Raw genomic sequence first — 13,759 nt, forward strand, 5'->3', positions numbered from 1 at the left:
GTTTTTATTATTCTATAGTGAATTCTACAATTTGAATACGCCATTCATTTCCTTTTTTCCATTGGTACCAGCCCTCATAATCTATTCCCTTTTCAAAGTTAAATTCTCTAAGCTCATCTTTTTTAAGCTTTATCCATTCCCCTTCCATAGCAACTACATTGAAAGAGAAAAAGTCATTTGATTTTGAACTGAAAATAATATTCCCATTGGGTTTGTCGTAAACTTCAAGTGTATTTAATTCAATATACTCTACACGTTTAAGGTAGCGTTCCCAGGTTTCATATATAAACCATTCTTCATTAAAAGGTTTTGCGTCCAAACTAGCTTCGAAATCCTTTCGTGTATTGTGATATATGGCTTTGGTATTTTTTTTAATATAGTATTTAGTTCCTTTTGCTTCATTGACAATTACCTTAAAATATGTAGCGGTTTCTTCGGTAACAATAAATTTTAATATAGGACCTATAGTAACCAGTCCACTATTAAATAATTCTTCTGCCTCTTCAACAGATTCACCTTCGGACATTACATATGGATCTAGAACAATAGGGGATTCATAACGAACCTGCCCGTTTTTCATCTGTTTTAAGCGCAATATTGCCTCAGGAATGGTGTCGGTATGATTTTTAAATAATGAAATATCAAAATTAGTATTGGTCTCTAGAATTCCGATACCAATTTCTTTTATTGGTTGTGCTTTGCAATTCAAAAAAATCAAGAGTATAGATACGAATTTTAGTGTTTTAATCATCTTTTACTTGGGTTGGTTTGTTGTTGTGTCAACATGTTTTTTTATCAATCTATAAACAATGATCCCTGTCAGAATCAGTCCAATAAGCGCAAGGATTCCATATACTTCTTTTGCCTGTTTGGTATAAACTACTCCTTCTTCAAGGGATAGAAACTTACCCTCAGTGTTATACTCAAAATTTGCTCTTTGGATGTAGTTCCAAATACAAAAAGAGGTTATCAATCCCATTATTAAAATTACTATGTAGTATATATATTTCATCTCACTAGTATTTAAGAAAAATCTTCAGGATCGTTTCTGTATTCAACTAATTTTTGTTCGTAGCGATTTAGCAATCGTTCTTTTTCGTTTATATCTAATTGTCCAGAGTTTTCTACACCTTCATAGGTTTTAGACCATTCTAGTGCTTTTAATAATGACCAAATGATATGTGTCCCCGCTTGGTAGGCTTCTGGTGTAATTTCGGGATACATCTCTTTTATATTTTCTGGAATTCCTTCGCTTTCGGTTATTAACCCAAACAGATCCGATAGTAGCAAATTAGCATCTTTTAGACCCAGACCTTGTTCTTTTACTTCATTATCTCCCAATTCTATATTTGGTGCTTGTTGTACCCAAGCTAATTGCTCAACTGTTTTCCACATAAAATTTGCTGTAGAACCGTGTAACAATAAGCCCGATTTTATGCGTTCTGTAACTTTTTTTATCTGATTACTCGCTGTCATCTTTTGCGAATATTCACTTAATAAAGATAGTAGTATTTGTTTTCCGCTAGCCATATTTTACTTTTTATGTAATTCTGATTCGTGTCGAATTCCTTTTTCGTCAATACGTATATTCCATTTACAGGTGGTAAATGCACCGCTGTTGTTGGGCTCTACAGTTCCATAGGCAATTAAATTGTCTTGTTTCCCAAATTCGTCTTCATCTTCCATATATACACAGATTTTCATGCCTTCTTTTAGTTTAATAGTATTCTGGTTTGAATCTATTTTGAAATCGGTTTTTGATAACAGAACCAAATTACATTCTATCATCTCATTAAAATCAATTTGTATTGTCGGTTTTTTATACATTTATGTTTCTAAATACAGGTTGATTAATATTTAACAAATCCTTTGTCTTCTCCCCATCTTCTATTATTCTCTATATAAATTAAAGTCCCTTTGTCGTTATATTTGAAACTCGCTATTATTTCTCCATCCCTCGTCTTTTGAATTAAATTTCCATTCTTATCATATATGAAACCTAAGTCTGCATCTGGATAACTAGATTGATGATCCACCTGGACTCGTTTAATCCTATTTTCTGCATCATAATAATAGGTTAAATAGGTGTGTTTATACTCTTTATCCCTCCATGTTTTTACTTGGCTTACCTTTGTAACTTTATCGTGATCATTGTATTCTATTACAATTTTGCTCCTGTCATTTTTTATAATTTCTGATAATAGGCCTTTCTTATTATGAATATATTTTCGTTTACTTGTCTGATTATAAGCTGGATCTGAGTTTATTTTAAGTATAGTACATTCTGCTAACCTCCCATTTTTATAGGTATACACAGTGTTACGATACACTTTTTTGGTTCCCCTATTCCTATTATTTTTTTCAATCAACTGTCCATTATCATTATACTTATATACAGCCGCTTCTCTTTCTATTAACAGCCCATACTTATTGTATTTAAACATGTTTTCGTCTCCAAAATGATTATCTGCCCCCCCTGTATCGTCTGGGCAGATTTCTTTGTAGCCTGTTATTAAGCCCATTTTATTATAAAATATTTGTGTAGAACAAAGTACAACTCCTGCATCAGCATATCTTTCTTTATACAAATAGATGGGGAACGTTTCTGCTGAAACTCCAACTCTCTCAGGGATTTCACCTCTATATATAATGTCTTCTACTTCCTTAGGTAATCCAAAAGGAGTTACTTTTTTGTTTTTTAAATCAATAATCTTTCGTAATTCACCTACACTATTATAAAAGTAAATAGAGTCATTTTGCTTTTTTATAGCAATACTATTGTTTGCAAAACGAACACTACTGTTTTGTTGAGCGTTCGCGTTTATTACTAATAATAACACCACCACTACAGAGCTTATTCTATGTATTAAACATCTTTTCATAATACTATGTTGAGCATGTTTTTTATTAAGGTTTATACATATGTATGGTTTTAAACGCTTTTTGTTCGTCAAGAGTTAATTCAAGCCCCCTAAAATCCCATATTTCTCTAGAATTCACTTCATATTTCTTTGGATATAGGACATAATAATATTCTTTACTATGGTCACTATAGCCAATTCTTTCGTTAAGATCAAACTCCTTTTTTAGTTCTGTTTTTAGCTTATTGACATGCACACCACCACTTCTTCCAATTGCATTAACTACTTTTTTGTAATTCGTAATTGTTAATTCTCTATCTTTAATTACTTTGGCACTAAAATTTGCTTCCAAATAGTACCAGTATGCTAATCCTCCAAGCAGTATTGTTGAAATTGCAAGTAAGATGGTTAGTAGTTTTAGTTTCATTTTGATTTTAAAGGTTTATACCGTTTTTAGTATGTAACTAATTTAAGCTTATTTATGTTACAGTACTATAGCTAACCTATATTCGTAGAGGGAGAATTAATATTTGTAAAAAATCGACTCTTAAAAAGTTTTCTTGTTATTAAATACGAGAAGATTGTTCTAAATCTGAAGTTATCCTTTGATCGAAATCAATATACTCATGATCATTTCAATACTTATTCGATTTTAAAATTATGTATCCAACAGTTTAGTGCTTCTTGCAATTGCATATAGTCCTTGTTGTATTTAACTGCTGTAGGTAATAAACCTATTTCTTTTGCATCATTACTTTTATAATACATTTCTAGTTCACTCAATCTAAACTCAAGGAATTTTATAATGCATTTTAATTGCTTGCCAGAAAATAATGAAAACGGTTCGGTATATAATTGTTGGTACTCTAATGAATCTTGAGCGTATTCGGTAATAGTTTGTAACCTATTTTCAATATCAGGGTCAGAACAGCCATTCAAAAGTCCTTTCTTTTGCAATTCTTCTTGTTCTTTTTGAAAAACTCCTATGGCATATAGTAAAAACATGGGCGTATGAAAACGCATTCCTTTGGCATCAAAAAATGTTAATGAACTACTACATTGATATAGATGAATTAATGGGATATTGTTCCAATCTTCTTTTTCATCTTTAGCTCTTAGCTTTTTACATTCTACATCACTTACTCTATCATCATGTCCTTGTGCTTCCCATAAACCTATACCATTATCTAGCTTTACTCCTTTAAAAGCTTCATTTATCTCCTGGATTAATTCTTCTTTTTTATTCATTTTCAAGAATTCTACTATTATTCTTTTTATTATCCAACCAATCCTCTATACTCTTAAAGTTACTTTTGGATAACTCACTCCCATATACTACTCTAATCGTTTCTCCTCCTTGTCCTTTTTGATATTGTATAGCAAAATTGTTTTCTACCACATTATAACTAACATACACCATTGGCAAGTAATACCTCTCTTCATAGTTTTTTCCCAATGAAAGTCCTAACGCATAATGTGATTGGCTTGGATAATAGCGTTCCCAGAAACCAATTTCTTTACACTCTTTTATGAACTCAAAAAGCGGTTTTAATTTTTTGTTTTCTTCCTCAATCCATAGAATACACCACTTGACCATAGTATGCCATTGCACCTGCTTATCATCAGATTTCATTCCATTAATTATTTCGGTATATCGATCTCTAATGCTCATAATAAAACTATTACTCTTTCCAACGGTATGGATTCTCTGCTATCAAGGCAAAAGAGGTTAATTGATAATCGTTTGAATTTAATCCTTCAACATCATCTACATTTTCAAAAGTTAATTCAATACCACTGTTTAATCGTAACAAAATCCCAAGATTATCGGTTTTCTTCTTATAATCAATATTATGTTCGTTTAGTTTTGTTAAAACAAACAACAGATTGAGTTGGCTGACATCTTCGAAGATCCATTTGTTTAATTCTAGTTGGCTACTGCCATCTAATTTTCCTTCATACCAATAATCAGAAAATATTGCATAGAGTTTTTTGTTTTCAAAAAGCAGCTCAATACCTCCATAAGTCCAAACATTAACTTCTTCAGCTAAAAAATCAGGATCGTAACAATCTGGATCAGGAAAGTTGTTTACAATCCATTCTTTAGTTTGTCCGAGTTTTAGATAGTCAAACTTTCCTGTCTTAAAAAACTCTAGCAAATCAATTTTTATGGGTGTTGTTAGTTTCATTTATAAAATCATTGTTTTTAAGATTTTAGTACTTCGGGAGTTTTATTAATTCTTTCTGAGGAAACAATTTTTGCACAAGCATATCCTCCAAAAATTAAGCGTTTTGTTTCGTATTTGAACCGTATGGTATAATTGTTCTCCTTCATTTTCAATGGGCTTTCGGGATGAAGGTTCTCGAAATCCATTTTAGCAATATATATCCATTTGATATCTTTATTTTGTGTTCTTAAGAACACTCTTTTTCTTCCCAGTAAAGATTCTAATCCTTTTCTAAAAAAATCTTTCTGCCCCAGGTCAATCATTTTATATTTCACTTCTGATTCTCCTCTAATTGTTTTAGCATAAACCAGTCGATATCTTAGCAAAATAAGAATCGGTAAAACCAAAAGCGTTATGATAATAAATAGTATGATTTTCATTTTTAATTATTGCGAAGACTCACTCATAAATGTTCATTAGAGTTTTAGCTCGTATCATAAAAACAACTAAATTTAGTTATAAATAAATTACTGAATCTTACATTCTTATTTTTCTACAATTCGAAATATCGATTGTTCCATATCCAAAAAGGCACATACGGCAATCCATAAAAAACTACTATTTCTGGTTTCTGTAGCTGGGATTTAAATTCTCTTTTATCTAATTTATTACCAGCTACATTGACTTCTTTTAAATTAGGTAAGCTGTTTAATACACTTATATCTGAAATTTTATTACTATATAAATTCAACCGTTCTAAACTCTTTAGCTTCTTTAGACCGTCAATATTTTCTATAGTTCCATTTTCTGAAAGGTCCAACATTTTTAAATTGGTGAGTTTTTCTAAATTTTCTACATGAGATATATTACAGCAACTTAGATCTAACTTTTCAAGATTAGGGAAATTATCAAAACAGTTTGCATCTGCTAAATTCAAATCCCATTCTACTTTCAAAACCTTGAGTTTGTTTAGTTTTCCTAAATTAATTATTGAAGTCCCACTAGTATTTAAGTTTTCGAGATTAGGAAATTGTGCTAAAGAACCTACTTTATACGTTTCTGAAATATCTAGCTCTAATGTCTTAAGCGACTTAATTTCAGGTATTATATTTATATCAGTATCATCATCTATTTGTAGATATTCTAATTTATCTAGTTTATCTAGAGCTGCATTTTTTAAATTGCCATAAAATGTTAGATTTCTAAGCTCTTTTAAGTGCTCTAAGCCTTTAAAATCTACAGAAAAATAGGTCATAAGCTCTAAGGATTCTAAGCTTTTTAAAGCTGTCACATCAAGCGCTACAGGGATTTTCGGTTCTGGCTCAATATCTATGTATAATCGTAATCTTTTAAGTGTTTTAAACTTTAAAATGCTTTTTGCTATTTCGATAGATGTTACGGTCATATCTAACGATTCTAAGGCTGTAAACTCTTTAATAAGTTGGATATTTACCACTTCATCTTCATCAATCTTTAATTTTTTAAGTTGATATTTTAATGGCAATAGTTTTTTAAAATCGATCAATCCTTTTTCGTGTGGATTGGTATAAAATGTGATCTTTTCTAATTGTTTAAAATGTATCAGGTATTCTGATTCGGTCAATTGAGACTGATCAAAAATTATTTCTTTTACTTGATGTGCAATTGGTTTAAAATTACTCGTGGTAACCACACTATCATGAAATTCTAATGTTTCGAGTTGGGTAAAATGTGTTAAAAAGTTCATATCATCAGTTACGTATTGATGAAAGTCCAAACTTTTTATATAATGTGCTATAGGTGCCAAATTTTGTAAATCGACTTTGGCTTTAGTATTCGATCTAGCTTCCCCTACACTACAGTGTTTTATTTGGAATGTCGTTTTTTTGTCTTTGGCTAGTTCTTGATCTTTGATGCACGTACCAGAATCGATCTCCAAAAATTCAAGTTTAGAAAATTTATGAAGGTTTTTAATGGTATTGATGGTGCAACCATTTATATCAATATCTTTTATGTTTTCTGATATGGGTAAAAACATGTCTATCGTGTCAAATACCATATCTCTTAAACAAATTCGGATAAAATTTCTATCTGGTTTTGCTTTATGGATTATATCATTTTCAGATTGTTTGATGGTTACCCCATTGAGTCGTAGATCGTATAGTTTAGGAAATAAGTTGACTTCATAAAAATTATGAATTGTACAGTCTGTAATAAAAATATGATCTATTCTTTTAGCCATGGGTTGTAACACAGCTAGATGGTCAATGGTCATATTTTTTATGTTTAGATGTTTTAAATTACCATCATAAACAGTAGTACAAATCTTGGTATTGTACAACTCATCTATATTACCAATGACCACCTTATCCAAAGTAAATTCGTACAAAATCTCGAACTTAATTAAATCACTAATGTCTTTTATTGTACAATTAACAAAGGTTAATCTGGATACTTCTTTAACCAAGTGTATAAAGAGATCTAGATTATCTATACTTATATCATGAATTTTTAAAGTAACTACTCTATTATCCTCCCCAAAAGTTTCATATACATTTGTTTGTTCTTTTCCATACTCATGCTTTTCAAACTGTATACCGAGTGCCTCTTCTATATTTTTAAGTTTGTCCATACCTCTATTCTTCTTCTTCTTTAAATTCGCTAAGCATTACAGCATGCATCTCTTCTATTCTTCTCTTTTCTTCTTCAGTATATGCTTCTAGTTTTACTATTAATTCTCTTGCTTCTTTTAAAGAAATTTCCTGATTGACCTGGACAAATGCTACACAACCTAAAAATGAAACACCTTTATCTTTTAGTTCCGTAATTTTTAATGATAATGATTGTAAATCCTCAAATTTACATTGGGCAGCTTCTTTTTTTATTTCATCTAAATTCATCGTATTGGTTATTTTGTTAACATATTACAGTGCAAAATCCTGATCTTTCCATATCCAAAAAGGTACTTTGGGCAAACCATAAAAGACAGCTATTTCGGGCATATTTAATTGATCATAAACCTCTGGTTTTTCTATGATGTTTCCTGCTACATTTACTTGTTTTAAGCTTGGTAATGTATTCAAAATACGTATTTCAGAAATTTCATTTTCGTATAAGTTCAATAGTTCTAAGCTTTTTAAATTTGCTAGCCCATCTATATTTTGAATCATGTTTTCTGAAATATTTAGCATTTTTAAATTAGTAAGTTTATCGAGTCCTTTTACTTCTGTCAAGCAATTATTTTCTAAAGACAGCTTTTCCAGATTGGGTAACTTGTTTAAAAAATCAATCTCTTTGGGAAATGTACTGGAAACATCCAACACTTTTAAGTTGGGTAAATGTCCTAGTACTATTTTATTAGTTCCTTCTATAGAAAGCTCTGTTAGATTAGGAAACTGTTCTAAACCAAAAATTTCGTAATCCTCATTCACCTCTATTTTTAACTTTGTTAGTGTTGGAATCGTGGGCAACTCATTAATATTGACAGAAGGTGTAATCTTTAAATATTGTAAGTTTTTGATTTGATCTAATCTTTTTGCATTACAATAGGAGTCTAGGCTTAGTACTTTTAAATGCTCAAGATATTTAACTCCTTTTAATCTTATCAGTTCTTCACTTTCTATATAAAGTTCTTCTATATTTTTAAGAGCTTTTACATCAAATACGTTCTCTTTTTTGGCATGAATATGTATGGATAGTTTTTTTAAACTGGATAAGGTAAAAATGCGTTTAGCCACCTTTTTTGAAGCACATAAAACAAACAACGATTCTAATGCGGTACACTGTTCTATTAGCTCCAAATTATTCATATGATGATCAGAGAACTCCCAAAGATCAATTTTTTTTATTTGATCTTTTAAAGGCAGTAACATTTTAAAATCTTCAAAACTTTGCTCACGAGTATCAGCATCAATTTTTAAAATGGCTAAGTTTTTAAAGTGTCGTATCTGTGATCTGTTTTGAATAATTGACTCTCTAAATGAAATAGATATGATCTGCTCTGATATGGGTAAAAAGTCTTTTAGGTTGGCAGTAACGTTGTCAAATTGTAATGCCTTTAATGATGTGAAGTTTTGAATACTAGCCACATTACTAATGTCATCATTTTTAAAGGTAAGTGTTTGTATACAACTAGCTATTGCTCTCAGTTTTTCTAAATCAAAAGTTTCTACCGTCGCTTCTTCTTCTATGGCAGGAATAACACATTCTTTAAGTTTGAAAGGTAAATTTGGTGTAACTGGTTTTACATCATCAACAGTAGTTAAGGCATCAATAGTTAAACACTTTAGCGCAGGAAATTGATAAAGCTCTCTAATACTACCTATTTTACAGTTTATAATATCTATATCAATGATCGTTTCTGAGATGGATGAAAAATCGGAAATGTTTTCCATATCCATATTTTTAAGATATAAAAACCAAAATTTTCTATCAGGTATAATTGAATGATAGTGATCCCGCTCACTTCTGTTAATTGTGACCTTATCCAATGTTAAATGGTATAACTTAGGAAACAGGTTGACTTCATAAAAATTACTAATTACACAATTGGTTAGATATATGTACATAAGATTTTTTGCCATAGGCAATAACACACTTAAATGATCTACTGCCATGTTTTTTAAATCCACTACTTGTAAGAACCCTTTATAAGGTGTATTACATGTATCCCCGTGTTTTAGTTCCTCAACATTGGTTATAGTCACATTATCCAGCGTGATATTTACTAAGTTTTCAAAATTGAATAGTTCGCTAATCCTATGAACTGTACAATTGGTTAGTTTCAAGGTATGTAAGTGCTTTGAAAAAGGCAGTAATACATTGATGTTTTCAATACTGATATCTTCAAATACAAATTCTCTTATGTTTGTACTTTTTGTCCATGTACTATAGGTATTTACTTGATGCTCGTTTTTGTAATCATACTTTTCAAGTGTAATACCTAAGAGTTCTTCTATTTGTTGAATTTGGTTTTTCATTTATTAGCTAGCCGCTTTTAAATCCATATTAACTATTTCAATAATCTTTCCATATCCCATTGTATGCGGTCCTTCACAAAATTTAAATATCATATCCTTATACAACCGATTGGCAAAATAGTCTTTACTCAGAATAGAAATTTCGGCTTTTACGGTTTCTCCTGGTGCAACCGTTTCCTGATTGATATAGGTTTGCTGTCCTGAAGTTAGGTGATTTGGATATCCATCAAATTCTATATGAGGTCTGTAGCCTGATGTAACAAAAGTTTTTCTCCCCCCTTGTTCGGTAGTTAAAAACTGGAGTTCTGCTATAAAGTCTGTTGAACTAAACTTGTTCTTTTTCTTAACCCTAAACGAGATGTCTTTAGTATTGAATACCTGAAAATCAAAAATCTTCCAATCTTTACCATCTATCTGCCAATTATATGTATCTAATTGAGCGGTTGCTTCATCTAACAGACTAAATTGTTGTGTTTGTACAATGTGCTCAAATTCTGTTATTTTTTTTTGTAATACTGCATCAAACGAATAAGACATGATCGTTCCTATTACCAGATTATCTGTAAAACTGTGTACCAAAACCTCTGTTATTTGTTCCTTATTTTTATCTCTAAGGGTTATTTTACTATCGATATCCATAAATTTTTAATCCTAGATCTGAATTTTCATATTCAAATTGTTTTCCACTTTGAAGTTCTTTTTCTATGACTTCAATATTTTGATGCGTTACTTTTGGAACTAACAATTCTTCTCTATTTTTTCTCTCTAATGTAATTTTAGAAGGAATTAAAATCCATTCTATTTCTTTTAATTCAAATACACCCCAATATTCTTCAAGATATTTTTCACTGATAAAATCTTCTGAATTTGGTATAGTTACTTCTCGTATTTCATCTTCCAAAAGCAATTTTATTTTTAAGAGATACGACGGGTTTACATTTTTTAGCACTGAAAACAAGGCTTTCCATTTTGTGGCATTCATAAAACTAGCTCTGTTGTCTATTTCTTGTCTTAATTGCCTTTGATGCTTCTCTACTTTAGACATCAGAACGTATTTATCTTAGTTTATCCTTATTTTTTGATTTCAATGCTGTCCCCACTCCTATTAATTGATCACTATGATTTTCACAGATCAGCCACTGTTTGTTTTGATCAATTACATAATACTCGAACGCGCCGCATTCTCCTATTAATTTACCAATAACAGAAGGTTTACAGTTATAAATAGGGTAATAGTCTTCTTCATCGTCTTCTACCATTAGCCAAACTGTATTGGTCTTTTCTGGAATAATATGGATTAAATGTTCAAACGGTCGCTTATATTCTATAAAATAAAATGGTTCCTGTCTAAAATCTTCCCACCACCATTTTCTATCACCAGATGTAACAAAATGGTTCAACAGTTCTAAATACAAGCCTTTACCATCTGAAACCAAACAGATATCTGCAGGTTGCAAATTCAATGTTTTTATGGCTTGTTCTATTTCTGTTTTTACTGCTCCCACTATTCTATTTTTTCTTCAAAAATGTATTCGACTAACTTCCCATTCAAATGCGTTATAAGTGCAACAAGTTTTTTATCTCGTAGCTCTAACGATAGATGCTCTGCATACGTACCTTTAGTTTGTGCTGGAATAAAATCAATTCTGATTTCTTTATTGCGTAACAATTGCCAGTCATATTGTCCTATTTCGTATATGGACTCCTGACCACAGGTAGATATTTCTATTTCTGATACTTCTACCTGTTTTTTATCAAAAAATAGCGATAAATAGACTTCGCTACCTGCACAAGGATTATCATCTGGTGTTTCTTCGCAGATAGCCCCCACTTTTGCTATGAGTTTTTTGTTTAAGTGATTTTTTACTTTCTGTGCATGAGATGATAAACAGTATATACAACACAGTATCATCATTACAATTGTCCTTTTACTACGGGTAGTACGTTTTATGTCTTTTTTCTTATACATCATTAATATAATTCTATTTCCCAATCTTCATAAGGAGGTGCTACTTCAAATTTTGGATCACAATACGAGCGAAGGTAGTCAACAGCTCTTTTTTCGGCATATTTGGCATTGAGAACTTCTCCATTTTCATCTAACTCAATCACATTGGCAAATATGGCAAAGACTTGCTCTATTGCACTGGGTTCTTCTCCATACAGTCGTAGATAATCTATTCCTTTTAACTGATAGTGTGTGCCACTTGCCATAAAATAGGCAAAGGTTCGTAGTGCCCCGCTAAATGATTCGCTTAGTCTCATTGTTTATCTTTATTGTTTTTAACATTCTTCATCTTCACAGGAAGTATAAGACCAATCAATAGTCAAATTCTCCAACAGGTTATCAAATCGTTCTTTATAAGTTGTTCCTATAAAAATAGCCGTACAATTGCTCTTCTCATCAAAGCTTAGGCTAAGAATTTCTTCAAAATTATGGGAATATATTCGTTGCCTATCCCAACTAATTTCTTTGACCTCTTTCCAATTTTCCTGAATCTTTTTCACTGTTTCAGAGGCAATCTCACCAAAACAATTGGCATGGTACTTAAGACCTCCTAATGTTCCATTATAAACTCCCATAAGTAATAAAAAATCTTCGGTTGTTTTTGCTTCTAGATGCCAATCCGGAGATTCATTTGTTCCATAATTTCCCCAAACAGGCGGATTTTCAAGTTCTAAATCCTCTTTTTTAATTCCCCAATATGCAACTGTTTGATTTTCTTCATAAAAAATCAAGTAGCCATCATCAGATAATCGAATTTCTTTATTAGGTTCTAATAACCTGTTATGACTTTTATTAATACATTCGTTTTTCCCTAAAGTGAGATAATACTCTTTTAGTATTTTTGGAATATTAACTTTTAATTGCGTTTCAACTTCAATAAGTTCATCCATCTGATAGCCGAATTCATGTTCTATTTCGGTTACATTATAAAGCCTTCTTATGTTATTCCAATTAGCCATTTGGTTCAATTAGTTCATATGTTTTTTATTGTAAAGCTTCATCTATCTCCATCTTTTCAGAAAACACTTCGATCACTCCTTTTTCAAATGGAAATTTAGCTCTAAATACGATTTTATCGTTCTTAAACGTGTCTTGCTCAACTCCTACCTCATAGGTAATTAAATCTTTGTACAGGTCACCAAAGTTTACTTGGTTAATATGAAATTGACTAATGTTCATACATTTAACTGTAAAAATTCTATTCTCTCCAGCTAATATTAAAGATAGTTGATAATTGCCTTTTGAAACACATTCATATTCAATTTTCTCAACACGACAATCGTGTAAACTTTTCTCTCCTAAATCATGTCTCTGCGGATCGGAGATAAAATCAAACAATGCTTTAGGAATCTTGTGTTTTATGGTTTGAAGGTATTCAATATACGCTTCAAATGTTCTGCCTTCGTATGATTTGTTATATTTCATCGTTATGATCATCACTTATTTTCCAATCTAATTTTTTGGCAATTCTGGTACCAATTTCCAGATAGTGACTAAGTGATTCTTCCGTATCAGAAAACAGTAACTCTATCAGGTTTACTTGGGCAACGTGCTTCTTTTTATCAAAACTAAAACATCCGTGATCATCGCATTTTATTAGCGAAACCACCCCCCAGGGGCAATCATCTGTATTTTCAAACTGGACTTTATCTGTTTGTTTTAATTCAGGGATCGTTTTTATAAATTCTACTAATTCAATTGTGTTTGTATACATTGTGTATTTTGAATCAAATCGAATGTTTACATATTTATAAGTCACCGTAG

21 protein-coding genes are annotated in these 13,759 nt (G+C 31.0%); all 21 read right to left on the minus strand.

Annotated elements, in window-relative coordinates; genetic code table 11:
- Positions 1-7 precede the first annotated feature (7 nt).
- The 21 genes from C1X07_RS11170 to C1X07_RS11270 all read right to left on the minus strand — a co-directional run bounded on the left by C1X07_RS11170 (position 8) and on the right by C1X07_RS11270 (position 13,709).
- Positions 8-751: a hypothetical protein gene (locus tag C1X07_RS11170; RefSeq protein ID WP_103070104.1), complete on the minus strand. Its 744-nt coding sequence runs from the start codon at positions 749-751 to the stop codon at positions 8-10.
- Positions 752-754: 3 nt separating this feature from the next.
- Complete coding sequence (locus tag C1X07_RS11175; protein ID WP_128755248.1) at positions 755-1,012, minus strand: hypothetical protein; 258 nt, start codon at positions 1,010-1,012, stop codon at positions 755-757.
- Between the two features lie 11 nt (positions 1,013-1,023).
- Complete coding sequence (locus tag C1X07_RS11180) at positions 1,024-1,530, minus strand: hypothetical protein (protein WP_128755249.1); 507 nt, start codon at positions 1,528-1,530, stop codon at positions 1,024-1,026.
- Between the two features lie 3 nt (positions 1,531-1,533).
- Positions 1,534-1,827 (minus strand): hypothetical protein, encoded by a 294-nt coding sequence (locus C1X07_RS11185; protein WP_103070107.1) that lies wholly within the window; start codon positions 1,825-1,827, stop codon positions 1,534-1,536.
- A 23-nt stretch (positions 1,828-1,850) separates the two neighbouring features.
- Positions 1,851-2,882: an RHS repeat domain-containing protein gene (locus C1X07_RS11190; RefSeq protein ID WP_103070108.1), complete on the minus strand. Its 1,032-nt coding sequence runs from the start codon at positions 2,880-2,882 to the stop codon at positions 1,851-1,853.
- A 25-nt stretch (positions 2,883-2,907) separates the two neighbouring features.
- Complete coding sequence (locus C1X07_RS11195) at positions 2,908-3,288, minus strand: hypothetical protein (protein ID WP_103070109.1); 381 nt, start codon at positions 3,286-3,288, stop codon at positions 2,908-2,910.
- A gap of 215 nt (positions 3,289-3,503) precedes the next feature.
- The gene (locus C1X07_RS11200) at positions 3,504-4,109 is read right to left on the minus strand and encodes a DUF6714 family protein (RefSeq protein WP_103070110.1); all 606 of its coding nucleotides are present in this window, start codon (positions 4,107-4,109) and stop codon (positions 3,504-3,506) included.
- Positions 4,102-4,533, minus strand: a complete 432-nt coding sequence (locus C1X07_RS11205; RefSeq protein ID WP_103070111.1) for a hypothetical protein — start codon at positions 4,531-4,533, stop codon at positions 4,102-4,104. Before C1X07_RS11205 ends, C1X07_RS11200 begins: the two co-directional genes overlap by 8 nt.
- 10 nt (positions 4,534-4,543) lie before the next feature.
- Positions 4,544-5,050, minus strand: coding sequence for a hypothetical protein (locus C1X07_RS11210; protein ID WP_103070112.1), 507 nt, complete (start codon positions 5,048-5,050; stop codon positions 4,544-4,546).
- A gap of 17 nt (positions 5,051-5,067) precedes the next feature.
- Positions 5,068-5,469, minus strand: coding sequence for a hypothetical protein (locus tag C1X07_RS11215; RefSeq protein ID WP_103070113.1), 402 nt, complete (start codon positions 5,467-5,469; stop codon positions 5,068-5,070).
- Between the two features lie 113 nt (positions 5,470-5,582).
- A complete protein-coding gene (locus C1X07_RS11220) occupies positions 5,583-7,640 on the minus strand; it encodes a leucine-rich repeat domain-containing protein (RefSeq protein ID WP_103070114.1) in 2,058 nt (685 codons plus the stop codon).
- 4 nt (positions 7,641-7,644) lie between these two features.
- Entirely contained in the window at positions 7,645-7,908 is a 264-nt protein-coding gene (locus tag C1X07_RS11225; RefSeq protein ID WP_103070115.1) for a hypothetical protein, read from the minus strand.
- A 24-nt stretch (positions 7,909-7,932) separates the two neighbouring features.
- Positions 7,933-9,987: a leucine-rich repeat domain-containing protein gene (locus C1X07_RS11230; protein ID WP_103070116.1), complete on the minus strand. Its 2,055-nt coding sequence runs from the start codon at positions 9,985-9,987 to the stop codon at positions 7,933-7,935.
- A gap of 3 nt (positions 9,988-9,990) precedes the next feature.
- A complete protein-coding gene (locus C1X07_RS11235; RefSeq protein ID WP_103070117.1) occupies positions 9,991-10,626 on the minus strand; it encodes a hypothetical protein in 636 nt (211 codons plus the stop codon).
- Complete coding sequence (locus C1X07_RS11240; RefSeq protein ID WP_103070118.1) at positions 10,613-11,032, minus strand: DUF6678 family protein; 420 nt, start codon at positions 11,030-11,032, stop codon at positions 10,613-10,615. Before C1X07_RS11240 ends, C1X07_RS11235 begins: the two co-directional genes overlap by 14 nt.
- Positions 11,033-11,042: 10 nt before the next feature.
- Positions 11,043-11,492: a DUF6756 family protein gene (locus tag C1X07_RS11245; protein WP_103070119.1), complete on the minus strand. Its 450-nt coding sequence runs from the start codon at positions 11,490-11,492 to the stop codon at positions 11,043-11,045.
- The gene (locus tag C1X07_RS11250) at positions 11,492-11,959 is read right to left on the minus strand and encodes a hypothetical protein (protein ID WP_128755250.1); all 468 of its coding nucleotides are present in this window, start codon (positions 11,957-11,959) and stop codon (positions 11,492-11,494) included. The genes C1X07_RS11245 and C1X07_RS11250 overlap by 1 nt, the downstream gene beginning before the upstream one ends.
- Entirely contained in the window at positions 11,959-12,252 is a 294-nt protein-coding gene (locus C1X07_RS11255; protein WP_103070121.1) for a DUF7677 family protein, read from the minus strand. Before C1X07_RS11255 ends, C1X07_RS11250 begins: the two co-directional genes overlap by 1 nt.
- Before the next feature lie 18 nt (positions 12,253-12,270).
- Positions 12,271-12,954, minus strand: coding sequence for a hypothetical protein (locus tag C1X07_RS11260; RefSeq protein WP_103070122.1), 684 nt, complete (start codon positions 12,952-12,954; stop codon positions 12,271-12,273).
- Between the two features lie 25 nt (positions 12,955-12,979).
- Positions 12,980-13,420 (minus strand): hypothetical protein, encoded by a 441-nt coding sequence (locus C1X07_RS11265; RefSeq protein ID WP_103070123.1) that lies wholly within the window; start codon positions 13,418-13,420, stop codon positions 12,980-12,982.
- A complete protein-coding gene (locus C1X07_RS11270) occupies positions 13,410-13,709 on the minus strand; it encodes a hypothetical protein (RefSeq protein WP_103070124.1) in 300 nt (99 codons plus the stop codon). The genes C1X07_RS11265 and C1X07_RS11270 overlap by 11 nt, the downstream gene beginning before the upstream one ends.
- Between the last annotated feature and the right edge of the window lie 50 nt (positions 13,710-13,759).

The sequence above is a fragment of the Aquimarina sediminis genome (assembly GCF_002895435.1).
Classification (GTDB): Bacteria; Bacteroidota; Bacteroidia; order Flavobacteriales; family Flavobacteriaceae; genus Aquimarina; species Aquimarina sediminis.

Coding starts and splice junctions, on each gene's coding strand:
- C1X07_RS11200 (WP_103070110.1), bottom strand. CDS start 4,109: ATGAATAAAAAAGAAGAATTAATCCAGGAGATAAATGAAGCTTTTAAA.
- C1X07_RS11240 (WP_103070118.1), bottom strand. CDS start 11,032: ATGTCTAAAGTAGAGAAGCATCAAAGGCAATTAAGACAAGAAATAGAC.
- C1X07_RS11175 (WP_128755248.1), bottom strand. CDS start 1,012: ATGAAATATATATACTACATAGTAATTTTAATAATGGGATTGATAACC.
- C1X07_RS11195 (WP_103070109.1), bottom strand. CDS start 3,288: ATGAAACTAAAACTACTAACCATCTTACTTGCAATTTCAACAATACTG.
- C1X07_RS11260 (WP_103070122.1), bottom strand. CDS start 12,954: ATGGCTAATTGGAATAACATAAGAAGGCTTTATAATGTAACCGAAATA.
- C1X07_RS11190 (WP_103070108.1), bottom strand. CDS start 2,882: ATGAAAAGATGTTTAATACATAGAATAAGCTCTGTAGTGGTGGTGTTA.
- C1X07_RS11210 (WP_103070112.1), bottom strand. CDS start 5,050: ATGAAACTAACAACACCCATAAAAATTGATTTGCTAGAGTTTTTTAAG.
- C1X07_RS11230 (WP_103070116.1), bottom strand. CDS start 9,987: ATGAAAAACCAAATTCAACAAATAGAAGAACTCTTAGGTATTACACTT.
- C1X07_RS11215 (WP_103070113.1), bottom strand. CDS start 5,469: ATGAAAATCATACTATTTATTATCATAACGCTTTTGGTTTTACCGATT.
- C1X07_RS11205 (WP_103070111.1), bottom strand. CDS start 4,533: ATGAGCATTAGAGATCGATATACCGAAATAATTAATGGAATGAAATCT.
- C1X07_RS11225 (WP_103070115.1), bottom strand. CDS start 7,908: ATGAATTTAGATGAAATAAAAAAAGAAGCTGCCCAATGTAAATTTGAG.
- C1X07_RS11265 (WP_103070123.1), bottom strand. CDS start 13,420: ATGAAATATAACAAATCATACGAAGGCAGAACATTTGAAGCGTATATT.
- C1X07_RS11250 (WP_128755250.1), bottom strand. CDS start 11,959: ATGATGTATAAGAAAAAAGACATAAAACGTACTACCCGTAGTAAAAGG.
- C1X07_RS11180 (WP_128755249.1), bottom strand. CDS start 1,530: ATGGCTAGCGGAAAACAAATACTACTATCTTTATTAAGTGAATATTCG.
- C1X07_RS11270 (WP_103070124.1), bottom strand. CDS start 13,709: ATGTATACAAACACAATTGAATTAGTAGAATTTATAAAAACGATCCCT.
- C1X07_RS11170 (WP_103070104.1), bottom strand. CDS start 751: ATGATTAAAACACTAAAATTCGTATCTATACTCTTGATTTTTTTGAAT.
- C1X07_RS11235 (WP_103070117.1), bottom strand. CDS start 10,626: ATGGATATCGATAGTAAAATAACCCTTAGAGATAAAAATAAGGAACAA.
- C1X07_RS11220 (WP_103070114.1), bottom strand. CDS start 7,640: ATGGACAAACTTAAAAATATAGAAGAGGCACTCGGTATACAGTTTGAA.
- C1X07_RS11185 (WP_103070107.1), bottom strand. CDS start 1,827: ATGTATAAAAAACCGACAATACAAATTGATTTTAATGAGATGATAGAA.
- C1X07_RS11255 (WP_103070121.1), bottom strand. CDS start 12,252: ATGAGACTAAGCGAATCATTTAGCGGGGCACTACGAACCTTTGCCTAT.